The sequence below is a fragment of the Streptomyces sp. NPDC088254 genome (assembly GCF_044740925.1).
Classification (GTDB): domain Bacteria; phylum Actinomycetota; class Actinomycetes; order Streptomycetales; family Streptomycetaceae; genus Streptomyces.
The window spans coordinates 458,798-483,141 of record NZ_JBIURQ010000001.1 but is presented as its reverse complement, the minus strand read 5'-3'; the positions used below and the strand labels follow the sequence as shown (position 1 = coordinate 483,141).

The window sequence follows — 24,344 nt, the reverse complement described above, 5'->3', positions numbered from 1 at the left end:
CCGACGAGCCGGAGATCACGATGAACGCGAACCAGCCCCTCGCCCCCGACACCACCGGTCAGGGCACCGCGGCCCCGGCCGCCGCCGGCGAGCGCGCCGACCTGCTGGCGGCCCTGGCCCACCACCGGAACTTCCTCCGTCTCACCACCCGCGACCTCAGCGACGAGGAGGCGGGGCGGCGCACCACCGTCAGCGAGCTGTGTCTGGGCGGGCTCATCAAGCACGTCACCTCGGTCGAGCGGAAGTGGGGGGACTTCATCCTGGAAGGCCCTTCGGCGATGGGCGACTTCGACCAGATGACCGAGGCCGACTGGGCCCGGCGTGCCGACGAGTTCCGGATGCTGCCCGGCGAGACGCTGGCCGGGGTGCTGAAGGAGTACGCCGAGGTGGCCCGCCGCACGGACGAGCTCGTCGCCACGCTGCCCGACCTGAGCGTGTCCCATCCGCTGCCGGTCGCCCCGTGGTTCGAGCCCGGCGCCCGGTGGTCGGCCCTGCGGGTGCTGCTGCACATCATCGGCGAGACCTCCCAGCACGCCGGCCACGCCGACATCATCCGCGAGGCCCTGGACGGCTCGAAGAGCATGGGCTGAGCAGCCGGACAGCCGACAACCGGGCCCGGACGCCCGGACGTTAATCGAGTGACAGGTCACGCGGACGGGCACTACGCTCGCCCGCGATGACCACTCACTCCGACACCAGATCGGGGGTCCCGTCCGCGCAAGGTGAGCGCTGATGCTCACTTCGACCGCGAACGGGGATTCCCGCCTTTCGTTCTGGCTGCGCGTGCGCGAGTTCGCCGTGCCGCCCTCCATGATCGAGACCGCCACCGCCCGGCGCCACGCCGGGGACTGGGCGGGCGCGTGCGCCGCAGCCGGCGTCGACGTCGATCTCCGACTCCGCGCCGTGGCGCGCACCCACGGCCGGGAACTCACCGCCCGACTACGGGCCGACCTGCGGCACCTGGCGCCGGACCTGCTGCGCTGGCACATGCCGAGGATCGCTCCCGACGGCCTGCTGCGCCCCGGTCTGACCCTCACACTGGCGCGCTACGACGTCGACGACGACGGCACGGGCCGCGGCAGGCCCCGCCCGCTGCACCTCGTGGCGCGCACGCCGCCGGCCTGGGCGGACGCCGGTCAGCGGATCAGCCTCGCCCTGTGGGACGGGACCGACCGCACCGTCGGCGTCGGCCGCCACCCGCACCCCCGTCCGCACCGGCGTCACCGCCTGGACCTGCACCGTCACCTGTGGGACGCGCGCAGGACGGACGAGCTGAGGGCACGGTCGGGGGCGGACCGGCCGGAGATCGGTCCCGACGCCGGCCTTGAGCTCCTGGGGGCGCTTCCCGGCCCACCCGGTCTCCCCGAGCTCCCGCCTCACCCCGATCCTTGGGACGCCCCGCCTCTTGCCGGTCTCCGCCAGGATCGTCGTCGGGCCGTCCACCGGTGGGCCGGCGAGGCGCAGATCCTGTTACGCGCGGAGGGCCGGAGCGCCGGCGTCGGCGCGGTCGTCGTACGGTCCGGGGCTCGGCAGCGGCTGCTCCTGGAGCTGCTCGCGGGCGGCAGCGGGCCTCCCGTCCCGCGCATCACCGCCGCGACCAAGGACGTCGTCGGCTCCGGGTTGCCGGTCCTGCCCGAGGCGGCGACCTGGGAGCTCCCCGATCTGGCGCTGCTGCGCGCCGGTGCGATCGAGGCGGACCGGCTGCACCCGCTGGTCGCCTCGGCGCTGGTGCCGGGCCACACGCCGCCGGCCGAGCCGCGCCCGTCGCCGGACCGTGCGGGCGCGCCACGGCTCGTGGAGTGCCGGGGAGCCACGCACCGGATCGGTCTCGTCGACGGGGCGCTGGCCCCGCTCGACCACGATCCGGACGAGCTCAGGCGGGAGGAGCTGCTGGTCGCGCTGACCGGCACTCCGCTCCCCTGTCTCCAGGCCGTCGACGACGCGCACCGCCGCCCGGACTGCCTCACCGGCGTCCGCGAACGGCTCGACCACGGTGACATCGCCGGCGCGCTGGCCGTCGTGGAAGGTCTGCTCGGCCCGGACGCGGTGGTGCGCGGCGGCCCCTTGCGGGACGCGCTGGAGGACGCCGCCCTGCGGCGGATCACCTACGGGCTGTACCGGGCGGGCCTCTCCGACCCCCAGCCGGCCCGCTTCCGCACCGAGGACCGCGGCGAGCGCCGCCGGCGCAACACCCGTTCACGCCGCAGCCGTTCACACCCGGACGGCCGCGCCTTCCACTGACTCGCGCCGGCTCGCCGGGCCCGACGACCGATCACTCCGGCAACTGTTCTTTTTGCTGCTTGTTCTGACGCTACGCCACTCCTTGTCACCCCCCTCCGAGATACCGATGGTGATCACCCATGCCCACACGCACCCCGTTCGCCATGGACTCCGTCCTCCGCTCCGAGCCTGCCGAGGCGTCTCAACTCGACCTCGCCGATTCACTGTTGCGTCTGCTGCGCGACACCGCGACCGAACCGCGCCCCGACGACCAGCTGGAAGCCCTGACGCTCGCCGTGGCGGCCGATCTGCCCGTGCTCCTGTGGGGTGAGCCGGGCATCGGCAAGACCGCGGCGCTCACCCAGCTCGCCGCGTCCCTGGATCTGCCGTTGACCACGGTGATCGCGAGTGTGCACGAGCCGTCCGACTTCTCGGGGCTGCCCGTCATCGGGGACGATCCCGCGGAGCAGGGTGTCCCGATGGCCCCGCCGGACTGGGCCGTACGGCTCGTGCGGGCCGGGAAGGGGCTGCTGTTCCTGGACGAGCTGTCCACCGCGCCGCCCGCCGTCCAGGCCGCCCTGCTGCGGCTGGTGCTGGAACGCCGGATCGGCGCGCTGCGGTTGCCGTCCGGGGTGAGGATCGTGGCCGCCGCCAACCCCCGGTCCTCGGCTGCCGACGGATGGGAGCTGAGCGCGCCGCTGGCCAACCGGTTCGTGCATGTGCAGTGGGCCCACGACCCCGAGGTGGTGGTGCGCGGCCTCGGCGGGACCTGGCCCCGGGCGACCCTGCCCCGGCTGGACGCCGGGAAGCTGGCGGACGCCGTGGACTTCGCGCGGCGCGCGGTGTGCGGGCTGCTGGCCACCCGCCCGACGCTGGTGCACCGGCTGCCCGGCAGCGAGACCCGGCGGGGCGGCGCCTGGCCGTCGCCCCGGAGCTGGGAGATGGCGATGACCCTGGTCGCCTTCGCGACCGCGGCGGGCTCCTCCCGGGAGGTCCTGTCCCTGCTGGTGCGGGGCGCCGTGGGCGACGGTCCTGGGCTGGAGCTGCTGGCGAGCCTGGACCGGATGGACCTCCCCGACCCGGAGACGCTGCTCGCCGATCCGGCGGGCGCCGAGCTGCCCGAGCGGGGCGACCTGCGGCAGGCCGCGCTCGACGGCGTGGTGGACGCCGTGCGGCGGCGTCCGGACGAGCAGCGCTGGGACGCGGCGTGGGCGCTGCTCGTGCGGGCGGTGGAGACGGGCGCCCCCGATTTGGTCGTCGTCCCGGCGACCACCCTGGCCTCCCTGCGCCAAGGGGACTGGAACGTGCCGGAGTCGATCGAGCGGCTCGCCGGTGTGGTGACCATGTCCCGGCGCGCGGACCAGGCGGCGACTCGCACGGCGACCCGCGCCGCCGCGGCCGCGAAGGCAGGACGGTGAACGCGGACAGGTGCGGCGAACGCGAAGCCGGCACGGTGGACGTGGCCACACAGGAAGGCGCCCGGACGCCGGACCCACCGGGAGCCCTGGACCTCGACAAGCTCTTCGCGGCCCGTCTGCACGCCGCCCGGGTGCGTCCCTACCTGGCGACGGCCCTGTTCGCGCTGCACACGGTGGAGTCCCGGCAGGTGCCCACGATGGCCGTCGACCGGCACTGGCGGTGCTATGTCTCGCCGGCGTTCGTGGACCGCACGCCCGTGGAGGAGCTGGCCGGGGTGTGGGTGCACGAGGTGTCGCACCTGCTGCGCGACCACCACGGGCGTGGTGACCGGGTGGCGCGGCAGCGCGGGCTGACCGGCCCGGGCGAGCGCCTGCGGCTGAACATCGCCGCGGACTTCGAGATCAACGACGACGTGTTCGGCGACGGGCTGCTCCGGCCCGAGGGTGCCGCCCTGCCCGAGCTGCTGGGGCTGCCCGGCGGGCAGCTGATGGAGGACTACCTGCGCATGTTCCGGCTCGGGCCGCGCCTGAAGGACCTGGCGTGGCTGGACTGCGGCAGCGGCGCCGACGGCCGCGAACGGGCGTGGGAGCTGGGCCCGGACGGGGCGCACGGCCTGAGCGAGCAGCAGCGGGACGCGGTGCGCTTCCGGGTGGCGCAGGGCATCACCGGGCGTCCCGGTTCCGCGCCGCGGGGGTGGCGGCGGTGGGCCGAGGAGGCGTTCCATCCGCCGCAGCCGTGGCGGGAGTTGCTGGGCGCGGCCGTCCGCTCGGCGGCGTCCGCTCCGGGCGCGGGCGAGGACTACTCCTACGGGCGGCCCGCGCGCCGCTCTTCCGCCCTGCCCGGCGTGGTGTTGCCGAGCCTGCGGCGGCGTCCGCCCCGGGTGTCCGTGATCATCGACACCTCGGGGTCGGTCAGCGACTCCGAGCTGGGAAGCGCGCTTGTGGAGGTCGCGGCGATCTCCCGTGCCGTGGGCGGCCGTCGTGACCTGGTCTCCGTCCTGTCGTGCGACGCCTCGGCCCGGGTCGTGCACCCGCTGTGCGAGGGCGAGGGGATCCCACTGGTGGGCGGTGGTGGGACGGACCTGCGCTCGGGGTTCGCGAGGGCGCTGCGGGCGCAGGCGCGTCCGGACGTCATCGTGGTCCTGACCGACGGCCAGACGCCCTGGCCGAGCGCACAGCCGCCGTGCCGGACGGTGGTGGGCCTGTTCCCCCGGCCGCTGTCGGCCGGCTCCTGGGACGAGGACGACCCGGATTACGTCCCGGACAGGCCGCCCGCGTGGGCACGGGTGGTGGAGATCGGCGGTTGACAGGAAGCCGGCCCAGGTCCGGCCCTGGTTGACGGGGAGCCGGCCCAGGTCCGGCCCTGGTGGACGGGGAGGGGGGCGGCTGGGACATCCTGGGGGCTGACGACGTCCACGGTGCGCTGCGCGCCGTTGCGGAAGGAGCGTCTTGACCAGCGTCGACGTACACCAGCATCTGTGGGGCGCCGCCTTCCTGGCGGCGCTGCGGGCCCGCGACGAGCCGCCGTTCCTCGACGGCTGGACCCTGCACCTCGCCGGAGAGGCGCCCTACCGGGTCTCCCCCACCGACCACGACGTGGCCCGCCGCGCCGAGCTGGCCGCCGGCGACGGGCTGGGCCGTGCGCTGGTGTCGCTGTCCTGCCCGCTCGGCGTCGAGTGGCTGCCCGCGGACCGGGCGCGGCCGCTCCTGGACGCCTACCACGAGGACGCGGCCGCGTTGCCGGAACCGTTCGGGGCGTGGGCCGCCGCGTGCGTCAGGGACGTCGACGCGGGGGCGACGGCCGCCGTCCTGGACCAGGGTTTCGCCGGTCTCCAGCTTCCGGCGAACGCCCTTGCCGACGCGGCGGGTTACGCGCGCTGCGCCCCGCTGCTCGACCTGCTCGAGGAGCGCGGCCTCCCGCTGTTCGTGCACCCGGGGCCGGCGGCGGGCGGGTCGGAGGGGCCGCCCTGGTGGCCCGCGATGGTCCCCTACGTCCAGCAGATGCACGCCGCCTGGTTCGCCTTCCGCGCCTTCGGCCGGCCCCGGCATCCGCGGCTGCGGGTCTGCTTCGCCCTGCTGGCGGGGCTGGCCCCGCTGCACGGCGAGCGCTTCGCGGCCCGGGGCGACGGCAGCCTCGTCGACGCGGACCCGGACGTGTACGTCGAGACGTCGTCGTACGGTCCGGCGGGCGTCGACGCGGTCGTCCGCTCGCTCGGCGTGGACGCCGTCGTCCAGGGCTCGGACCGGCCGTACGCGAGCCCGCCGCGCCACCCCGGCTTCGGCCTGGGCGGCGCGGCGGCGTACGCGTTCCGCGTCGCCAACCCGGGCCGCCTGCTCAGGGGCGAGGTGTGACAGACCGTCAGAATACCGAAGTGTCGCCCGGTCAGCGGCCCGTGCGGATCAGGCCTGTCAGGTAGCGCCACAGGGAGGAGCGCTGCCTGGCCGACGGGTCGGCGCTCATCGTCCCGGTGGGCCCGGGCGCCGACTCGGCGCCGGAGTCCGCGCCGGACGCCGCATGCAGCGCCGGCGGCGCCACGGACTGCGGGACCAGCTCGTACCGCACGGGGAGCGAGCGCAGGCCCCGCATGAACGGCGAAGACCGCCAGGGCAGTTGATCCGCGGGGAGCGCCAAGTCCAGGTGGGAGAAGCGCTCGAAGAGCCGGCCCACCCCGACCGCCGCGACCGTCGAGGCGAGTTCGCGTGCCGGGCACTGGCGCCGGCCCGCGCCCCAGGACAGGTGCGCCCGGGTGCTGACCATGGTGCTCGCGGCCATGCCGTCGGCGAAGAGCGGGTCGGCGTGCGCGGCAGCGGAGGACACCCACACCGGATCGCCCGCGCGGATCGTGTAGTTGCCGAGCGGGGTGTCCTTGGCCGCGAAGCGCGGCACGAAGTTGACCAGGGGCGGCTTGCGCATGACCACCCGGTTCATGGACTCCCTGACCATCCCGGCGGAGAGGCTGGCCCGTACTCCGCCCTCGCCCGAGACGACCTCGACGACCGTGTTGGAGATGAGGATGCCGACGTGGTCGGAGGTCATGCCCAGCAGCATGAACAGTTCGCGGGCGAGCGCGTCCAGGGACAGCTCGGGGTGGGCGGCGAGCAGATAGGAGGGGAAGTCGTCCCCGGGCTTCTCCAGTTTGGCGGCGGCCAGTTCGGTCAGCGTCGCCAGCAGCCGCTCCAGGGCGGGTTCGGCGTCCGGGCCGGCGTCCAGCACCCGCCACATGTCCATCAGGGCGTCGTCGCCCTGCGAACCGGGGAAGCCGAGCAGGTGACTTGCCACCATCAACGGCAGGGGGCGGGAGAACTGGGCGGACAGGTCCGCGAGGCCCGTGCCGCCGGCCTGTCCGACGAGGGTGATCAGATCGTCGGCGTAGGCGGTGACGGCCGCCTTCAGCCGCTTCGCCTGGGCGTGGCGCGGGTCCTGGAAGGGCTTCAGGGCCGCGTCCCAGGCCGTGCGCAGCGGCCGGTAGCCGGGGCCGCCCTGGATCAGGATGTGGTTGACCTCCAGGGACGGTCCCAGCGGCCAGTCGGCCGGCACCTCGCCCTGCGTGCGGGCCCGCCAGTTCTCCAGCCCCTTGGGCCAGGCGTCGTCGTCCTGGAGCACCTGGAGCGCCTCGCGGTAGCCGATGACCAGCCAGGCGGGCACGCCGAGCAGATCGACCGGCGCGACCGGGCCGTGCCGCTCCCTGAGCCGCTCGTACACGAGCGAGGGGCGGGTCTCGTAGTCCCGGGTCAGCAGGGGCTCAGGGCTCAACTCCTCCAACCGCGCCTGATCGAGGTCCACGGACCCGCCGTCGCCCACCCCTGATGCCATCGTGTCGCCGTCCTCCCGCACGCCCCGTACCGACACACGTTCGGTCGGCAGCTGAAATCGGAGGGGACATTACCCCAGGTGGGGCGGAAAGTTCAGCGCACGGCTCCCCTGGCGTCACCAGCGATGAATCCGCAGCCGGAGAAGGCGAAACACCGACGCCCGCCGGCCGCCCCGGCTGACGGTAGGTCAAGCGCTGCTCATACCAAGCGTTTCGCCGGTGTGTGCCGCGTCACACACCGAGAGGCCGTCTGAGTTGTGTGCATCACAGCGGAAATGTCCCTTTACGGTCCATGCTCGAGGGCAGATGGCGACTCCCCAAGTGGAGTTCGCCGGCGACCCCTTGGGCGCGCGACCCCGAAGTGACCCATCGCACAGCACTCGTGACCTCCCCGCCGGTTCCCCCTGGAAAGGTGCCCCACCATGGCCGCTTATCTCTGCCCTCCCGCCGTGATACACGGCGAGCACGCCGTGCGGACCAGCCAGATCGTCGCGGAGGTGCGTGACCGCCATCCGCGCGCGGCCTGGGAGCCGCGCATCGACGGCATCGCCGCGAGCACCGGCATCGAGACGCGCGGCTGGATGCTGCCGCTGGAGGCCGCCGTCGCACCGGGCGAGGGCGGCGCCCTGCGGGCCGCGGACATCGGGCCGGCCCAAGAGGCCCTGGCGAACGACGGGTTCAGCCGGCAGGACGTGGACCGCGTGATCGCCGCGCTGGAGGCGGTGCCCGCGCCGCAGACCGTCCAGGAGCGCACGGCGCCGGCCTGGGAGGCCGTGCGGTCCTACGGCGAGCGTGCGGCGCGCGGGGCCCTGCAGATCGCCGGGCTGGACACAGCGGACGTCGACTGCCTGATCACCAGTCACTCCACCACCCCCGCTCTGCCCGGACTGGACATCGCCCTGGCCAACAGGCTCGGCCTCCGCGAGGACGTGATGCTGCTGCCGGCCACGCAGTGGGCCTGCATCGCGGGCACCCGCTCATTGGCGCTCGCCGCCGAGCTCGTGGCCGCGGACCCCGACCGGGTGGTCCTGGTCGTGATCTCGGAGGCGCTGAGCACGACCTACCAGCCCGCGGACGACACCCTGGAGTCCTTGATCGTCCGTCTGCTGTTCGCGGACGCCGCGGTCGCCACGGTGGTCACGGGCCGCACCAGACGCGAGTCGGTGCTGCGGCTGGACGCCGCCTGGCACCACACCCTGCCCGGCACACAGGACCTGCACCGCCTGGAGACGCGGGCGGACGGCACCCACTTCGTGATGGACCGGCGGGGACCGCGCGCCGTGCAGGAGACGGTCACCGCGATGTGGGAGTGGCTGCGCCTCCGGTACCAGGACGACCCCGACTCCTGGCACCCCGACGTGCTGCTCGCCCACCCCGGCGGAACCCGGGTGCTGGAGTACATGGAGCAGACCATGCCGGACGCCTGGCCGTCGGGACTGCTGGACCACAGCCGGGACAGCTACACGAGCGGCAACCGCGGAGGCGCCGCCGTGTTCGACATCATGCGGCGGGCGCACGACGCAGGACAGAAGCCGGGCAGCCGCGCCGTCCTCTACGCGGCGGCGCCGGGCCTCACCGCCACCGCCCTGGAAGGCGAGTGGCTGTAGATCCGCCCGCAGTCGCCCGCAGCGGAATCAGCGGGCTGAGGTCGGGTGTCCGGGTGCCGCCGCCGGATCCGGTGACACCCCGCCTCGCCGACCGCGGCCTCACCGCGCGGTCGCGTCACCGCGCGACTTCCGCCCAGACCACCTTGCCGGTGTCCGTCCACCGCACCCCCCACCGGTTGGTGAGCCGGTGCACGACGTGCAGGCCGCGGCCGCCGTCGTCCAAGAGGCCGCCCCGGCCCAGGCTCGGCCTGCCGTTGCCCGTGTCCCCCACCTCGCACAACAGGCCGTGACCGGTCCTGATCAGCCGTACCGTGACGGGACCGGCGGCGAAACGGACCGCGTTGGTGACCAGTTCGCTGACCAGGAGCAGCACGTCGTCCCGGGTGTCGGCCCTGGTGCGCCAGTTCCGCAGCAGCGCGGAGACCTGCGCGCGGGCACGTGCGGGGGCGTCGTCGCGGGCGGGCAGCCGCCAGGTCGCGGTGTCCCCTTTGCGGTAGCCGATCATCCGCGCGAGCAGCAGGGTCACGTCGTCGCGCTGCCTCGCGGGCACCAGCGAGGAGACGACGTGCCGTGCGGCCTGCTGGAGGGAGTCCCAGGGGTGCACCCCGGACACGGTGTCCGTGAGTCTCGCGATGCCCTCGTCGATCGACAGGGCACGGTCCTCCACGAGACCGTCGGTGAAGAGGGCGAGCAGGGAGCCCGGAGGTGCGCCGAAGGTGTGCACGTGGAACGGCTCGCGGAGCGCGAACTCGGCCCCCAGTCCGGGGTGGGGGCGGACCGGGAGCGGGCCCGCCTGCCCGTCCGGGGTGATCAGGACCGGGGGGAGGTGGCCGGCGCTGGACAGCACGACCCGGTGGCTGACCGGGTCGTAGAGGGCGATGCAGCAGGTCGAGCCCAGGGCGCTGTAGCCGGCCGTCAGCCCGGACTCGGTGTCGTCCAGCAGCGTCACGGTCCCGTCCAGGTGCTCCAGCACCTCGTCCGGCGCGAGCCCCGCGGACAGCAGGGCCCGGGCCTCCATGCTCAGCTGGCCCATGGTCGCCGCCGCTCCCAGGCCGTGCCCGACGACGTCACCGACGACCAGTGCGGTACGTCCGTCCGGCAGCGGGAAGCTGTTCACCCAGTCGCCGCCGACACCCGCGCTGTCGGGGGTGGCGGGCTGGTAGACGCTGGCGATCTCGATGGTGTCGTCGCCGCTCCGGGGCAGGAGCCGGCGCTGCAGGGCCAGCACCTGCGTGTGCTCACGTTGGTGTTGACGGGCGAGGTCGACGTGATGGGCGGTCCTGGCGACCAGTTCCTGAAGGTCGAACAGCTCGCTGTCGTGGAAGGGCGCGTCCGCCCGCCGCCAGATCTCCGCCAGGCCCAGGACGACGGGCGGCTCGCTGTCCAGGACCAGCGGCACGCACGCCACGGCCGCCGACCGCTCGCCGGGCACCAGGGCACGCACGACGCGTGGACTGCCGAGGACCCGCTCGACCGCCTCCCGGTCGGGGATGACGATGGTCTGCGGGGCGTCGTCCCGCCGTATCGCCTGCGCCAGCAGCAGGCTCGCGTCGCCGGGCAGGTCGTCGCCCGGCGTCACATAGCCCTCGGGCCACACACGGTCCGGCACCAGCGCCGCCCGCCGCAGCCGGATGCGCCCCTGTCGCTGCCCGGTGACGCCCTCGCCCGTCCACACGGTGAAGTCGAGGTCGACGGCGGCCACGTCCCCCCAGGCCAGCAGGGACTGCGCCAGCGACTGCGCGGTCTCGCCGATGTCCAGCGAGGTGCCGATCGCGGTCTCGGCCGCGTACAGGTGCAGCCGCCGGGCCATGGCGATCAGTGAGACGGTCAGGCCCTCGTGCGGCGGCGCGGCGGGCAGGATGCTCATCGAGACCACCAGCTCCGACCCGTCGCCGCGCCGCAGGCGCTGGATCCGGGCGACGTGCGCCTCCCCCGTCTCCAGGACCTGCCGCAGCCGCCGGGTGACCGTCGGCACGTCCCCGGGCGGCAGGAGATCGACGAAGGAACTCCCTGCCATGACGTCCAGTCCCGCGAAGACGGGAGCTTCCAGGTTGCAGCGGGTGATCCTCAGGTCCCTGTCCATGTTGACCGCGCCGAGGATCTGGTCCTGCCTGCCGCCCGACGGACCGTCGGACACACGGCGACAGTTCGTGCGGTCGCCCTGCGCGTCGGCGGGGCCGACCGGCGCTGCCGCCCCACCGCGCGGGATGTAGCGCCCCAGGGCGCTGCTGACCAGGTCGAACGCCGAAGAGGACGAGGGAGAGGGGGTGGAGTCCATACGGCTCTCTCAGGCATTCCCGGCGGGGGCGGCGCCGGGGCCGTACTCAGGTCCGTGCGACGGGCCCCGAGATCCCTGACCGCACACCTCATTGAATAACACCTGAGGTCGCTACGCCCACACCAGCACGGTCAGCGCGGAGCCTCCCGCGCCGGGAGGCCGCACTGTCAGCGGTCGAGGCGGGCGGTGAGAAGGTCGGGGTCCGCACCGGTGAGGCAGGCGGCGCCGGGGACATAGACCTTGTGTGCGTGGACCGCGACGGAGGTGGGGGTCCGCAGGCCGTCGGCCGCGGTGAGGACGGCGGTGTGGGTGCCGTCGGGGCGGACGAGGTCGGCCTCGTCGTCGTCGCGGGCGGCGAGCAGGGTGTCGCCGCGGCCGGTGAAGGCGAAGTCGTCGATCGACGGCATGCCGGTCGCGCGGACCTGGATCCGGGGTGACGCCGGTGTGGCGGGTGAAGAACTTGCCGATATTGGTGGGTGGCCCCTCCGCCTGACCCACCAGGTCGGCGGCGCTCGCCCCTGGCCGCGCCGAGACGGTCGGTGACGCGGTCTTCGAGGCGGTACGTGAACGTGGATCAGGAGCGTCGTGCGAGGAACACGAACTCCTTGCCCGGCCGGTCGGGCGCATCGCGGACCTCCTGCACCGAGAAGCCGTGAGCGATCAGATCCGTCTCGACTTCCTCACGCTCACGAAAGCGCAGGGTCGAGTCCGACGTCAGCACCTGCCCGTCCGCTGCGAAGACGTAGGTCCAGCGGAAGGTCACCAGCGGTCCGCTCACCTCGATCAGCCGGACCCAGCTCTCGACCGGGCCGACGCCCGCGATCTCCGTCACCCGGTAGGAGTGCTCGCGGGTCCACTCCTCCCAGGCCCGTCCGGCCGGATCCCGGGTCTCGAAGACCAGGTGCCCGCCCGGCCGCAGCGCTTCGCGGGCTCCCCGCAGCGTCCCCCGCCAGACGTGCGGATCGACGATGGCCTGGGCGACGTTGGCCGTCATCGTCGCGAGGTCGACCCGCAGGGGCGGGAGGTCGGTCGCGTCACCGCAGATCCAGCGCACCCGCTCACCGCCCGGCTTGGCCCGGGCGACGTCGACGGAGGCCCGGGCGGGGTCGACGCCGACGACCTCGATCCCGCGGTCGGCAAGGAGGAGGGCGAACACCCCTGTGCCGCAGCCGATGTCGAGGACCCGGCGCGCCCCGAAGTCTTCCGCCATCCGGAGGTAGGCGTCGAGGTCCCCGCGGTCGGGGTCGAGCGGATCATAGATCGCGGCGAGTCGTGGATGCCCGAAGCAGTCGTCAGCCATGCGGCTCTCTCAACTCCCCTGAGGTGGATGGGGCTTCACAGATGCTTGCAGTCTCATGACATGGCGTTCACGGGCACCCCGCACTGCTGCTCCCTCTGACCGGGAGACGCCGAGGGCGAGGCCGGAGGGCGTCACCCTCCTCGGCGTGCCTGGCGCATGAACCATCTTCCCCCCGCCGTCCATCACTTCCTGAGGCAGTGACGGTCCGAGCGCACGCGCAGGCACGGTCTCCATCCGTCATCCCTGCCAGGAGTGCCTCCTGCCGGCCTCACTTCCCTCTGCCCTGGAACTGTCCCTCGACCTGCTGCGCGGCCCTACGTGCCGCACGCGCCGGCTGCACCCCGACCGAGGCGCACTGCGCTGCCCGGCGGGCCACACCTTCGACAGAGCTTGCCACGGCTACGTCGGCCCGCTGACGGGTGCCCGCGCCACCAGCGGCGACGATGCGGCCATGGTCCAGGCCCGGGGCCGGTTCCTCGCGACGGGCGCCTACGCCCCGATCCGCCAGGTCGGGGCCCGCCTGGCGGCCGACGCCATGGGTGAGCGGGCCACGGTGGAGGTGGGCCGCGGCACGGGCTACTGCCTGGCCGGCGTGCCGGACCGGCTGCCCGGCGCGCGGTCTGGCTCTGGACACATAGGCGGGCGCGCTGCGCTCGGCCGCCCGGGCCCATGACCGAGCTGCCGCGGCGGCCTGGGACGTCTTCCGCCCCTTCTCCGCTCGCCGACGCGGTGGCCGATGCCGTGCTGAACGTGTTCGCTCCGCGCAACCTCGCCGAGTTCCACCGTGTGCTGCGCCCGACCGGCCGGCTGGTCGTGGTCCGTCCTACCGGTCGTCACCTGACCGAACTGCGTGGCCGAGTCCCCCGTGATGGTCGCGATCGACCCGGCCGAAGAACAGCGCCTGCACCGGGCCATGGCCCCTTCTTCGAGGCCGCCGTCACCGGCCAGGTGGAGTACTCCGCGACCTTGACCGCTGACGCTCGGGGCGCTGGCGTACCGGACGCGGCAAGGCGGCAGCACCACTGTCACCCCGTCCCGTCACTCCTTCCGAGGAGAAGCCGCCGTACGACGCACGGTGCCGGCCCTCGCAGGCTGAGCGGTCGCCCCGTCCGTAGTCGTCGGCGGCCGAGGCAGTACTCGTCGGTCGCCCCGGAGACCGGCGGCCGAGGCAGTACTCGTCAGTCGCCCCGAAGACCGACCGCCAACGTCAGTTCAAGAACCCGGTGTGGCGATGCGAGGTCCGGAAACAGCTCCCGCAGCTGCGACATCCGGTACCGGACGGTCTGGGGGTGGACGAACAGCGCCGCCGCCACCTCGTCCCGTCTGCCCTGGTGCAGCAGCCACGCCCGCAGCGTCTCCTCCAGTCGGCGTGCGGTCGCGTCAGGCAAGGTCCGCAACGGTGCGAGGGCTTTGGCGCGCAGGTCTGCGAACGCGTCCACGTCGGCGCTCAGCACCAGCTCGGGCAGGTGTGCCTCGGTGTCGCGGATGTCTGAGGAGAGTGAGCGCGCGCGTACGGCTCGTGCGTACGAGGCGGACGCGCGGGTCCATGGGCGGGCCGGGCCGACCACGGCGGTGCGGTCGGCCAGTCGTCGCAGGAGATGTGGTCGGTCGGCGTCGGGGACGAGCAGCACACCGGTGGCGTCCGGCAGATCGTCGAGGACGAGGGTGCTCGGGTCGAGCGCGCGGTAGGCAGGCCGGGCCTGGGCGGTGGGCAGCAGGACCGCGGTCAGTGAGACCGGGGGCTGCCACCCGGCCCGTTGCGCAGAGGTCAGCAGCACGTCCGGGCTCGCGCCGGCGAGGAGGTCGCGGGCCAGGTGCTCCAGGTGGCGCTCGTGGTCCCTGCCCTGGGCGGCCAGTTCGTCGGCGTGGCCCGCGGCGCTCGCGGCGGAGAGCTCGTCGATGTAGGCGAACGTCAGCTCGGCGAACTTGGCGACCTCGGCGGCGGGCAGGCCTGCGGGTACGGCGCCCGCTGCCAGGCATCGCCAGGCCACGCGGGCGCCGACGCGGTACGCGCTGAGCAGGGCGTCCATCGAACGGCCGTCGCGCACCTCGCCGCGGCCCAGCTCGTAGGCCGCGTCACCGGCGTCGCCGCCTGTGGCGTTCCCGCTCGCGAGGTCCAGGTAGTGCCCGAGGGCGGTGCGGACGGCTCGGCGGATGGTGCCGCCCATGTGGCCCGAAAGGGCGTTGGCGTAGGGAGGGACCTCGTCGATGATCGCCTGGACGACCTCGTCGGCGGTGGTCTTCAGCTCGGCCCGCAGTGCGGTGACCGTCGTCTCATCGAGAGCCAGTTCGCTGGCTCTCTGGATTGCATGGCTCACGTTTTTGTTCCCTGCGAACAATTCAGTCGGCCAGATTTACGTCCTGCGGTCAGGACTTTACGCCTTGAGGCGCAGCAAGCTGGAGTCATGACGAGTGCAGCCCTCCGCAGCGGGGCGTGGAAACTGCTGGAGATGGTCACGACGCCGCTGCTGCCGTCGGACTACCTCGACCTGGTCAGCCCGCTGCGTGCGGGCGCCGACCTGCGCGGGCGCATCGAGGCCGTGCACCCCGAGACGGATGACGCCGCGACTGTGGTGATCAGACCGGGACGGGGCTGGCGCGGCCACACAGCCGGTCAGTACGTGCGGATCGGGGTCGACGTCGACGGGGTGCGCCTGTGGCGCGCCTACTCCATCACCTCGCCTACGAACCGCCGGGACGGCCGCGTCACGATCACGGTGAAGGCGATCCCGGACGGCAAGGTCAGCAACCACCTGGTCCGCGCGGTGAAGCCGGGCACGCTGATCCAGCTTGACCAGGCGACAGGCGACTTCGTGCTGCCGCGGGCCAAGCCCGCCAAGGTCCTCTACCTGACGGCCGGCAGCGGCATCACGCCTGTGATGGGCATGCTGCGCGACACCGAGTTCGACGACGTCGTCATGGTCCACTGCGCGCCGCAGCCGCACGACGTGATCTTCCGCAACGAGCTGCACGCCCTGGTCGCGGACAAGAAGCTTCAGCTCACCGAGGTGCACACCGACACGGACGGCATGCTCGACATCGCCCGTCTCAAGGAACTCGTGCCCGACTGGGCCGAGCGCGAGACCTGGGCATGCGGGCCCGCGGGCCTGCTCGACGCCGCCGAGGAGCACTGGGCCGAGCACGGCGTCCATGAACGCCTGCACACCGAACGCTTCCGCCCCAGCATTGTCGTGGCCGGCGAAGGCGGCGAGGTCACGTTCAGCACCACCGGCAAGACCGTCGACGCGGACGGCGCCACGCCGTTGCTTGACGTCGGCGAGGGGGCCGGCGTGCTCATGCCCTCGGGATGCCGCATGGGCATCTGCTTCGGCTGCATCACCCCGCTCAAGGCGGGCGCCGTCCGCGACCTGCGCACCGGCGAGATCACCGAGGCCGAGCCGGGCGTCCTCATCCAGACCTGCGTGTCCGCCGCGGCGGGCCCGTGCGACATCGAACGGTAGGAGCACCTTGACCGCCATCGACCCCACCGCCCACCTGACCGCGGAGCAGATCGAGGAGCTCGGCCGCGAACTCGACGCGATCCGCGACGAGGTGATCGCCGGCCGCGGCGAGAAGGACGCCGCCTACATCCGCAAGGTCATCTCGGCGCAGCGCAAGCTCGAGCTGGTCAGCAGGGGCGTGCTGCTGTTCTCGATCTTCCCGCCCGCGTGGGTGATCGGCACCGCCGGTCTGTCCGTGGCGAAGATCATGGACAACATGGAGATCGGCCACAACATCCTGCACGGCCAGTGGGACTGGATGCGGGACCCGAAGATCCACTCCACCACCTGGGAATGGGATCACGTCTCGCCGGCCGACCAGTGGAAGCATTCGCACAACGAGCTGCACCACGCGTACACCAACGTGATCGGCAAGGACAACGACCTCGGCTACGGCATCATGCGCGTCGACGAGGACCAGAAGTGGCACCCGTTCCACCTCGGCCAGCCGCTGTGGAACTTCATCAACGCCTGCTTCTTCGAGTACGGCATCGCGGCCTACGATCTGGAGCTCGGCAAGAACCTGCACAAGCGCCGCCGCAAGAACCCGGAGTTCCGCGCGCGGGCCAGGGCCGTGGGCCGCAAGATCCGCAAGCAGGTGCTCAAGGACTACGTGATCCACCCGCTCCTGTCGGGCCCGTCGTTCCTCCCGACGCTCGCCGCCACGTTCACCGCGAACCTGGTCCGCAACCTCTGGTCCCACTCGGTGATCATGTGCGGGCACTTCCCCGAGGGCGTGCAGGTCTTCGAGCGCCGGTCGATCAAGGGCGAGACGCGCGGCCAGTGGTACCTGCGCCAGATGATGGGCTCGGCGAACATCAGCGGCAGCAAGGCCATGCACTTCATGACCGGCAACCTGTCCCACCAGATCGAGCACCACCTGTTCCCGGACCTGCCGAGCAACCGGTACGCCGAGGTCGCGGTGAAGGTGCGCGCACTGTTCGAGAAGTACGAGCTGGAGTACGTCACCGGGCCGCTGCCCAAGCAGGTGTTCTCGGCGTGGCGCAAGGTCTTCCGCCTCTCGCTGCCGAACAGGAAGCCCGGCGTCACGACGCCGGACCGCGAGCGGGAGCTTGTCGCCGCCTGAGGTATCGGTGACGGGCTCCACGCGGAAGACACGGACGCCCCGGGTCGCCGAGGCCGACCGCGAAGTTCCCGTTCCCCCCGATCCGCGGCGATATCCGGCATGCACCGGGCCGCGGCAAGCGGGGGTCCGGGGGCGGCGATGGCCAATGCGGTTGCCCTACGGCCGGCCCCCAGAGCTGCTGTGCCGCCTCTGCCGGCTCCACTGCAGCTCGTTCACTGCCCCTGCCGCCTCCCTGCGCACATCGTGGTGGGGGTGGTGACGAAACCGGTCGACGATCGGCAGTGCCGCCTGGTCGTGCGTCGCACCGAGGATCGCCAGGACGTAGTGCAGGAGCAAGGGTTCGAAGCGGTCCGCTCCGTCGGCGAGCGGCTGCTCGCCGTCTACAAGCGACTGGGCATCAGGCCACGGCTCGCGGTCGTCCCGCCGACGCTCGCACTGGCTCCGATCCCGCTCGCCGCCGCGCAGACAAACGCCGGCTGGTGGGCTGCCGCCCTCACGGGCGGAGCGTGGGCGTCCCTGCTCGCGCCGGCCGCCTGGAGCCGCTACAGGATCCTGACACTCTCCGCCGCAGCCGCGCTCCTTCTCTCGTCCCTTGTCGTTCTGTACCGCTGACCGACTGCGAGTACTGCAGGCCTCGCTGATGGTGCAGGACACCGGCTGAACAAGCCTTCAGCTCAAGCGGATTCCGCGGGCGAGGTCGTCACGCTGCGGTGTCGCCCGCCCATTCGGGGTCGAGCACGGCCTGGATGGCCGGGGCCAGCCCTCTTTCGATGTCGTCCGGTGTCAGGGTGGTCACTGCCGGGAGGCGCAGCAGATAGCGGGTGAGCCCGAGGCCGAGGAGTTGCGCGGAGACCAGGCCCGCGCGCTGTGCGGCGACTTCCGGGCCCAGGGCGGCGGCAAGCGTCGGGGCGACCTGCGCCGCGAAGATCTCGTGCATCCGCGCCGCGGCCTGCTCGTTGGTGACCGCCGAACGCATCAGGACGAGCAGTGCGTCGTCGGCCGGGTCGCCCTCCCAGCGTTCGAGGAAGTGCCGCACCAGGACTTGGGCGAACTGGTCCGCCGGGACGCCCGTGAGGTCGGGCAGGCGCAGGTCGATGGCGAGTGTGGCGTCGAAGAGCTGGGCCTTGTTCCCGAAGTAGCGCATGACCATCGAGGGGTCGATGCCGGCGTCGGAGGCCACGGCTCGGATGGTGGTGCGCTCGTAGCCCTGGGCTGCGAACCGTTCGCGTGCGGCGCGCAGGATCGCGGCCTTGGTGCGATCCGAGCGCCTGTCGGTACTGGTGATCTCGTCGGGTGACGTCATGCCAACGACTGTAGGCCAACACATGTTGACTTTCCAGTGCGAGGTCGCGCATCATGTCAACGAATGTTGGCCAACAATCGTTGGCAAACAATTGTTGACTCATATCCTGGAGGGAAGCGACATGAACACCACCGCACTCCCCGACCGTACCGAGGTCGCCATCGTGGGCGGCGGCCCGACCGGGCTCGCGCTCGCCGTGACGCTCGCTTCGGCCGGCATCGACTTCGTCGTCCTGGACCGGCTGGCCGAGGGGGCGAACACCTCGCGTGCCGCCGTCGTCCACGCCCGCACCCTGGAGGTCCTGGACGAGCTGGGAGCCTCCGAGGCGCTGATCGCGCGCGGCGTCCAGGTCACCCGGTTCGCCGTCCGCGACGGCGCCCGCAGACTGCTGACCGTGCCGTTCGACGGGCTGCCCACGCCCCACCCGTACACGCTCATGGTCCCTCAGTACGAGACCGAGAACGTGCTGCTGGACCGGCTGCGCGCGCTCGGCGGGGACGTGCACCGCCCCTACGAGGTCGCCTCCGTCGTCCAGGACGAGGACGGCGTGACACTCACCATGACGACCGGCCGAACGCTGCGCGCTGCGTACGCTGTCGGTGCCGACGGCATGCACAGCACCGTGCGCCGAGCAACGGGTGTCGGTTTCACCGGCAACGCCTACGCCGAGTCCTTCGTCCTCGCCGACGTGGTGATGGACTGGGCCCCGGGCCCCGCCGAGGTCTCGCTCACCTTCGGCACCGCGGGCCTCACCGTCGTCGCCCCGCTCCCGGGCGGCCACTACCGGGTCGTCGCCACCGTGGACGACGCGCCCGCCGCACCGGACATCGACTTCGTCCAGCAGCTGCTCGACGAGCGCGCCCCCGGCCAGGCCAAGGTCACTCAGCTGGCGTGGTCGTCACGGTTCCGGGTGCACCACCGGGTCGCCGACCGCTACCGGGCGGGGCGCCTGCTGCTGGCCGGCGACGCCGCCCATGTCCACAGCCCCGCCGGCGGGCAGGGGATGAACACCGGCATCCAGGACGGCTACGCCCTGGGCCGGGCGTTCGCCGGCGGGCAGCTCGACGGCTACGAGGCGCAACGCCGTCCCGTCGCCCAGCGCGTGGTCGCCTTCACGCACCGGATGACCCGCGTGGCGACGACGCGCAACCCGATGGCCCGCCGGGCACGCAACATGGTGCTTCCCCTGCTCGGCCGCACAGCCATGCCCCGGAAGCTCGCCACCGAACTCGCCGAGCTCAACTACCGGTAGCCGATGGATTGTTTTGTCAGGCTGTCGTCCCCTCGAAGTCTTATGCCCAACCCCCTCTCAGGAGGCTGCGGCGACGCCGATGCCGATGAACAGCCAGCCAGTCGTCAGTTCCCAGCGGTGGCGGATTTTCGGCCGGGCGAGGAAAGCCCGCAGCCGCGCGGCGACGACCCGTCAGCGCGGAAAGTGGTGGGGGCGGGTTCGAGGCCCTTCCCGAGCCGGTGGGCAGCATTCCAACGGGCAGAGGCTCCGCCCCCTTGCTCGGGGGCGGATGGCCGTTGTCGCAGGCCCGACGCCTGCGAAGAGACCGTCGACCGGCGGATGGCGACATCAGCGCAAGTGGGGCCGCGGCTCCTGTCCGACGAGGGGAAGCCATCGGCACGGGCGAGCGCGTCTTCGGTGCAGAACGGGCGTGCAGCACCGTCTGAACTCAGAGGGTGGGATCGTCGAACTGCTCAAAAAGAACCTCGGCCGGTGTGCTGACCTTGTCGGTTGACGGACCGCTGCCAAGAGGTTGTTCGGCCCAGATGACCTTGCCACCGGATGTGTACCGCGTTCCCCATCGCTGAGCGTGCTGGGCCACGAGGAACAGCCCCCGCCCACCCTCGTCCATGGTGGCCGCCCGGCGAAGACGCGGCGAGACACTGCTGCCGTCCGACACCTCGCAGGTCAAGGAGCGCCCGTGCAGGAGTCGTACCCTGATCGGTGGTGATCCGTACCGGATCGCGTTCGTGACCAACTCGCTGATGATCAGTTCCGTGTTGAACTCGATCTCTTCCTCCCTCCACTCACGCAACTTCCCCCTGCAGTGCGCCCGAACCGAGGCGACCGCCGCAGGCTCGGGCTGCACCTCCCACTCCGCCACGCCCGGCGGCGGGAACATCCGGGTACGCGCGACCAGCAGTGCGATGTCATCGGAGGGGTGTCCCGGCACCATCGCGTCGACCACCGCCTGACAGATCTCCTCGGGCGTGCGTTCCGCCCCGGCTCGCTCCAACGTCCGACGCAGCCGGACCAGCCCGACGTCGATGTCGCGGGTGCGGTCCCGCACCAGCCCGTCGGTGTACAGCACCAGTCGTGAGTCCTCGGGCAGGTGCAGTTCACGGGTTTCGAAGGGGCAGCCACCCAGTCCGAGTGGGGGAGATGCCGGCACGTCCGCACAGGTGACGGTCCCGTCGGGGTGCACCACCACCAGGTCGGGGTGTCCGGCACGGGCCGCCGTGCACACTCCTGCTATCGGGTCGTAGATCGCGTACAGACACGTCGCTCCCGTCACCCCCTGCCCCCCGTGCGCTTCCGTGGCCTCGCCGGTGCTCTCCTCCTCGTCCATACGCACGACCAAGTCGTCCAAGTACCCGAGCGCCTCGTCCACGGGGAGGTCCAGCGCCGAGAGGTTCTGTACGGCGGTGCGCAGCCGCCCCATCGTCGCCGCGGCGTGCAATCCGTGACCGACGACGTCACCGATCACCAGCGCCACTCGCCCGCCCGGCAGCGCGATGAGATCGAACCAGTCCCCGCCCACCCCTGCCTCCGCCGGCAGATACCGCCAGGCCACCGCCAGTGCATCCTGCTCCGGCTGCCCCCGCGGCAGCAGACTCCGCTGCAACGTCACCGCCATCGTGTGCTCGCGGGTGAACCGTCGCGCGTTGTCGATGGCCACCGCCGCCCGCGCGGCCAACTCCTCCGTGAAGGACAGGTCCTCCTGCTCGAACGCCGGCGAATCCCCCATCCGGTAGAAGTTCGCCACGCCCAGCGGAACGCCTCGCGCCTGCAGGGGCACGGTCACCAGCGAATGCACGCCCAGCTCCAGCGCCCCGCGCGTGCGATCCGGGTTCTGCTCCTGCCACGCCCGCGCGTGTCGCAGGTCCGCCTCCAGCACCGCCAGGCCCCGCTCCAACGCCCGCATCTGCGGCGTCGCCGGGTGAAGCGGGACCTTTGCGCCCACCGGGTACAGCGGCAAAGCCTGCTGCTCGCCGCTGATTGCCGCACGCCGCAGCTGTCCCCCATTGTCCGCCGTGGGCTCATCGCCTTCCAGCACCGCATCCAGCAGATCGACCGTGACGACGTCGGCAAACCGCGGTACCGCCACCTGAGCCAGATCCTGAGCCGTACTCACCACATCCAGCTTCGTCCCGATCCGCACCCCCGACTCATAGAGCAGATCCAGCCGCCACCGGGCCGCCTTTGCCCGTCCCGACACCGCCGTGAGTTCCGTGGTGTCCCGCAACGTCACCACGCTGCCTCCTCGGGCCCGGTGCGGGAACGTGGGCCGCTTGTTCACCGCCAGCAACCGACCCTCCACCTCGTACACCTCGTCCGTGACCGCCTCCCCCGACGCCAGCATGCGCGTGATCTCCACCGGCAGACCCAGCTCCCGCACATGCCGTCCCTCCACGTCCGCCGACAGATTCAGCAGCCGCTTCGCCTCATCGTTGGCCAGCTGCAACCGTCCGCCTGCGTCGGTGATCAGCACCCCTTCCCGTACCGCGTGCAGGACCGCCTCGTGGTGCTCGTACATGCGCGTGATCTCGGCCGGGCCCAGGCCATGGGTTTCCCGCTGCAGGCGCCGGGACACCAGAACTGTCCCGCCGGCAGCCAGAGCCAGCGCGGCCGCACCGGCACCCAAGGTGATCGGCAGCTGCGGCATCCACAGTCTCGCCAGGTTCTTTACCGTGATCCCGGCGGACACCAGGCCGACGATCTCGCCGTCGGCATCGGTCACGGGGACCACTGCCTGGACGGCCGTTCCCCGACCCGCCGGCAGAGGCGGCCCGCCCGCCTGCTCGATGGTGGTGCGGCCTTCCAGCGACGGTTGAATGGTGCCGACGAACTTCTTCCCGATCTCTTCCGGGTACGGGTACGTGTAGCGAATCCCGTTGGTGTTCATGACGACGATGAAGTCCACACCCGCCCTCTTACGAGCCGCTTCCGCACGCGGCTGCAGCACCGCCGTCGGGTTCGGGCTGCGCAGCGCCTCGGCGACGCCTGGGGCCCCCGCAAACGTCTGGGCCGCGACGACCGATTCCCGACGCCCGTGCTGCAGCGCGTCACGGGCCGCCTGAAGCACAACAGAGATCACCCCGGCCGCGACCAGCAGCACGACGATGAGGATCTCGATGAGGAACACCCGCCCGGCGATGCTGCGCGGGTTCAGCAGGGACTCGCGACGATTACGTGGCTGCCCGGCAAACGGATGGCGCGACCGCCTCCGATGTAGCCAGGAAGGTCCCTTCGGGATTGCATTCATGGCGTCCGCTCCGGTTCGGCGAGACATCACCAGCCTATGCGCGCGTAGGCACGCCCGTCGCTACGGTGCTGGGACGGGTCGCCGCCACTGCCGTGCTCGACCGCTGCGCGTACGCCGACGTCGGGGAGCACCCCGTGTACGTCCACCCCCACGCGCGCGACTGAACACGCTCATCGACTCCTCCGAGGCGGCAGGCATCTGGACGATTCAGTCCGGGATGGCCGGCCTCGCCCTGCGTCGAGCCGCTGCTCCCCAAGGTGGAACGCCGGGCAGGTCATCCGAGGCGCAGGCGGCGTCCGGACCGACTGATGTTCCAGGGCGCATCGGCTGAGTTGCTGGTGACGTACTTGGCTCGCGCGGTACGGCCGGTGCGGTCCGAACTGGTCCGTCCGCCGGAGTTGTACGGCGGGTCGGTGATCACGGCGTTGACGCTCTCGTCCGGGAGGGACTTCAGCACGGTCAGGGCGTCGCCCCGGTGCAGCGTGTGGCTCATGGGAAGGGCCCATGCCTGAGCATCGGCCAACTCACTTGATCCAGGGCGCTGTTCGACGCGAGCGGACAGACAACAGGCAGTGGAGAAGTCGGAGCACACAATCGAGCCCACCGACCAACTCACCACGCTGGAAAACCTCCACCACCACGCCGGCGCGGCCGGAATCGCCCTTCCATCAAAGATCAAGACGGCGAGTCAGTGATCCACAGGCCCTGACTTTCCGGCATTGGGCTCATAGGCCAGGGTGGAAACCCCGTCTCCAGCCGCACCCGCTCCCGCCTCTCCTCATCGGCGGGCGTCAGCTCGCCCCCATTGCACGTACCGCGCACAGTCGTACCCTGGGAAAAGACCATGGTTTTCTGTTCTGGCGGCCACTGTTCACAGCTCTTCACAGCGGCGGTTGCTGATGGGGAAGGAACTTCCATCGGCCAGCCTCTTGGCCCTGCGGTCGAGGGAAGCGTTGCCGCGCAAGGAATGTTGTCGATCTAGTCGGCCGGATCAACCGTTGAGCAAGGCCGGCCAAAATTGCCACGGTCAAGGTGGGCGATCACTCAGCTGCGTTCCGACCCCAGCTCCCACAGCAGTCCATGCAGGTACGGGGACCTCGTTCATGTAGTTCAGCGCGCTGCATCGACCGCTCTGATATTGCAAGGGACCCAACTCATGGGGAACTCTTACGACGTCTTGACCACGGATCCGGGTGACTCTCTGGCCACTCTCGCCGAATGCGAGCAACGCTACGCGGGAGTGCTGGCCGACATCACGGGCACCGACCACGTCTCAGTCGACAGTCACTTCTTCGACGACCTCGGCGCCGACTCCATGCTGAT

General features: G+C 71.9%; 17 protein-coding genes and 3 pseudogenes. 12 read left to right on the top strand and 8 right to left on the bottom strand.

Annotated elements, in window-relative coordinates; genetic code table 11:
- Positions 1–20: 20 nt before the first annotated feature.
- From ACIOC0_RS02140 to ACIOC0_RS02120, 5 genes are all read left to right on the top strand, one after another.
- Positions 21–590, top strand: a complete 570-nt coding sequence (locus ACIOC0_RS02140; protein WP_402151226.1) for a DinB family protein — start codon at positions 21–23, stop codon at positions 588–590.
- A gap of 142 nt (positions 591–732) precedes the next feature.
- On the top strand, positions 733–2,241 hold the full coding sequence (locus ACIOC0_RS02135; RefSeq protein WP_402151223.1) for a hypothetical protein: 1,509 nt from the start codon (positions 733–735) through the stop codon (positions 2,239–2,241).
- A 119-nt stretch (positions 2,242–2,360) separates the two neighbouring features.
- Positions 2,361–3,638 (top strand): AAA family ATPase, encoded by a 1,278-nt coding sequence (locus ACIOC0_RS02130; RefSeq protein ID WP_402151221.1) that lies wholly within the window; start codon positions 2,361–2,363, stop codon positions 3,636–3,638.
- A gap of 41 nt (positions 3,639–3,679) precedes the next feature.
- The gene (locus ACIOC0_RS02125; RefSeq protein ID WP_402153140.1) at positions 3,680–4,945 is read left to right on the top strand and encodes a VWA-like domain-containing protein; all 1,266 of its coding nucleotides are present in this window, start codon (positions 3,680–3,682) and stop codon (positions 4,943–4,945) included.
- 142 nt (positions 4,946–5,087) lie between these two features.
- A complete protein-coding gene (locus ACIOC0_RS02120) occupies positions 5,088–5,990 on the top strand; it encodes an amidohydrolase family protein (protein WP_402151218.1) in 903 nt (300 codons plus the stop codon).
- Positions 5,991–6,021: 31 nt separating this feature from the next.
- Here the strand turns inward: ACIOC0_RS02120 and ACIOC0_RS02115 are convergent, their stop codons facing one another.
- Positions 6,022–7,452, bottom strand: coding sequence for a cytochrome P450 (locus ACIOC0_RS02115; protein WP_402151216.1), 1,431 nt, complete (start codon positions 7,450–7,452; stop codon positions 6,022–6,024).
- A gap of 420 nt (positions 7,453–7,872) precedes the next feature.
- On the opposite strand from ACIOC0_RS02115, the gene ACIOC0_RS02110 reads away from it, so the two are divergent.
- On the top strand, positions 7,873–9,057 hold the full coding sequence (locus ACIOC0_RS02110; RefSeq protein WP_402151213.1) for a type III polyketide synthase: 1,185 nt from the start codon (positions 7,873–7,875) through the stop codon (positions 9,055–9,057).
- Positions 9,058–9,172: 115 nt separating this feature from the next.
- Here the strand turns inward: ACIOC0_RS02110 and ACIOC0_RS02105 are convergent, their stop codons facing one another.
- From ACIOC0_RS02105 to ACIOC0_RS02095, 3 genes are all read right to left on the bottom strand, one after another.
- Positions 9,173–11,335 carry a SpoIIE family protein phosphatase gene (locus ACIOC0_RS02105; protein ID WP_402151211.1) on the bottom strand — a complete coding sequence of 721 codons (2,163 nt, stop codon included), beginning with the start codon at positions 11,333–11,335 and terminating at the stop codon, positions 9,173–9,175.
- 167 nt (positions 11,336–11,502) lie between these two features.
- Complete coding sequence (locus tag ACIOC0_RS02100; protein WP_402151208.1) at positions 11,503–11,742, bottom strand: hypothetical protein; 240 nt, start codon at positions 11,740–11,742, stop codon at positions 11,503–11,505.
- 167 nt (positions 11,743–11,909) lie between these two features.
- Entirely contained in the window at positions 11,910–12,635 is a 726-nt protein-coding gene (locus ACIOC0_RS02095; RefSeq protein ID WP_402151206.1) for a class I SAM-dependent methyltransferase, read from the bottom strand.
- 259 nt (positions 12,636–12,894) lie between these two features.
- Between ACIOC0_RS02095 and ACIOC0_RS02090 the strand changes: the two are divergent.
- Positions 12,895–13,607 (top strand): annotated as a pseudogene (locus tag ACIOC0_RS02090) (methyltransferase type 11); the annotation flags it as partial.
- Between the two features lie 206 nt (positions 13,608–13,813).
- Here the strand turns inward: ACIOC0_RS02090 and ACIOC0_RS02085 are convergent.
- Entirely contained in the window at positions 13,814–14,953 is a 1,140-nt protein-coding gene (locus ACIOC0_RS02085; RefSeq protein WP_402151204.1) for a PucR family transcriptional regulator, read from the bottom strand.
- An 87-nt stretch (positions 14,954–15,040) separates the two neighbouring features.
- Between ACIOC0_RS02085 and ACIOC0_RS02080 the strand changes: the two genes are divergently transcribed.
- From ACIOC0_RS02080 to ACIOC0_RS02070, 3 genes are all read left to right on the top strand, one after another.
- Complete coding sequence (locus tag ACIOC0_RS02080) at positions 15,041–16,096, top strand: ferredoxin reductase (RefSeq protein ID WP_402151202.1); 1,056 nt, start codon at positions 15,041–15,043, stop codon at positions 16,094–16,096.
- A 7-nt stretch (positions 16,097–16,103) separates the two neighbouring features.
- A complete protein-coding gene (locus tag ACIOC0_RS02075) occupies positions 16,104–17,222 on the top strand; it encodes a fatty acid desaturase family protein (protein ID WP_402151200.1) in 1,119 nt (372 codons plus the stop codon).
- A 252-nt stretch (positions 17,223–17,474) separates the two neighbouring features.
- A complete protein-coding gene (locus tag ACIOC0_RS02070) occupies positions 17,475–17,834 on the top strand; it encodes a hypothetical protein (RefSeq protein ID WP_402151197.1) in 360 nt (119 codons plus the stop codon).
- An 88-nt stretch (positions 17,835–17,922) separates the two neighbouring features.
- Here ACIOC0_RS02070 and ACIOC0_RS02065 read toward each other — a convergent pair whose 3' ends face one another.
- Positions 17,923–18,525 (bottom strand): TetR family transcriptional regulator, encoded by a 603-nt coding sequence (locus ACIOC0_RS02065; protein ID WP_402151194.1) that lies wholly within the window; start codon positions 18,523–18,525, stop codon positions 17,923–17,925.
- Positions 18,526–18,646: 121 nt separating this feature from the next.
- Here ACIOC0_RS02065 and ACIOC0_RS02060 point away from each other — a divergent pair, with 121 nt between their 5' ends.
- Positions 18,647–19,777, top strand: coding sequence for an FAD-dependent oxidoreductase (locus tag ACIOC0_RS02060; protein ID WP_402151191.1), 1,131 nt, complete (start codon positions 18,647–18,649; stop codon positions 19,775–19,777).
- 427 nt (positions 19,778–20,204) lie between these two features.
- Here ACIOC0_RS02060 and ACIOC0_RS02055 read toward each other — a convergent pair whose 3' ends face one another.
- Positions 20,205–23,021, bottom strand: coding sequence for a SpoIIE family protein phosphatase (locus ACIOC0_RS02055; RefSeq protein WP_402151188.1), 2,817 nt, complete (start codon positions 23,019–23,021; stop codon positions 20,205–20,207).
- Between the two features lie 65 nt (positions 23,022–23,086).
- Here ACIOC0_RS02055 and ACIOC0_RS02050 point away from each other — a divergent pair.
- A pseudogene (locus ACIOC0_RS02050) lies at positions 23,087–23,241 on the top strand (N-acetyltransferase); the annotation flags it as partial.
- 105 nt (positions 23,242–23,346) lie between these two features.
- On the opposite strand, the pseudogene ACIOC0_RS02045 reads toward ACIOC0_RS02050, so the two are convergent.
- Positions 23,347–23,514: pseudogene (locus tag ACIOC0_RS02045) on the bottom strand (site-specific DNA-methyltransferase); the annotation flags it as partial.
- Positions 23,515–24,344: the final 830 nt, after the last annotated feature.

What these genes read in the sequence shown, in the direction of transcription:
- ACIOC0_RS02140 (WP_402151226.1), top strand. Translation starts at nt 21, where the DNA reads ATGAACGCGAACCAGCCCCTCGCCCCCGACACCACCGGTCAGGGCACC.
- ACIOC0_RS02135 (WP_402151223.1), top strand. Translation starts at nt 733, where the DNA reads ATGCTCACTTCGACCGCGAACGGGGATTCCCGCCTTTCGTTCTGGCTG.
- ACIOC0_RS02130 (WP_402151221.1), top strand. Translation starts at nt 2,361, where the DNA reads ATGCCCACACGCACCCCGTTCGCCATGGACTCCGTCCTCCGCTCCGAG.
- ACIOC0_RS02115 (WP_402151216.1), bottom strand. Translation starts at nt 7,452, where the DNA reads ATGGCATCAGGGGTGGGCGACGGCGGGTCCGTGGACCTCGATCAGGCG.
- ACIOC0_RS02110 (WP_402151213.1), top strand. Translation starts at nt 7,873, where the DNA reads ATGGCCGCTTATCTCTGCCCTCCCGCCGTGATACACGGCGAGCACGCC.
- ACIOC0_RS02105 (WP_402151211.1), bottom strand. Translation starts at nt 11,335, where the DNA reads ATGGACTCCACCCCCTCTCCCTCGTCCTCTTCGGCGTTCGACCTGGTC.
- ACIOC0_RS02100 (WP_402151208.1), bottom strand. Translation starts at nt 11,742, where the DNA reads ATGCCGTCGATCGACGACTTCGCCTTCACCGGCCGCGGCGACACCCTG.
- ACIOC0_RS02095 (WP_402151206.1), bottom strand. Translation starts at nt 12,635, where the DNA reads ATGGCTGACGACTGCTTCGGGCATCCACGACTCGCCGCGATCTATGAT.
- ACIOC0_RS02080 (WP_402151202.1), top strand. Translation starts at nt 15,041, where the DNA reads ATGACGAGTGCAGCCCTCCGCAGCGGGGCGTGGAAACTGCTGGAGATG.
- ACIOC0_RS02065 (WP_402151194.1), bottom strand. Translation starts at nt 18,525, where the DNA reads ATGACGTCACCCGACGAGATCACCAGTACCGACAGGCGCTCGGATCGC.
- ACIOC0_RS02060 (WP_402151191.1), top strand. Translation starts at nt 18,647, where the DNA reads ATGAACACCACCGCACTCCCCGACCGTACCGAGGTCGCCATCGTGGGC.
- ACIOC0_RS02055 (WP_402151188.1), bottom strand. Translation starts at nt 23,021, where the DNA reads ATGAATGCAATCCCGAAGGGACCTTCCTGGCTACATCGGAGGCGGTCG.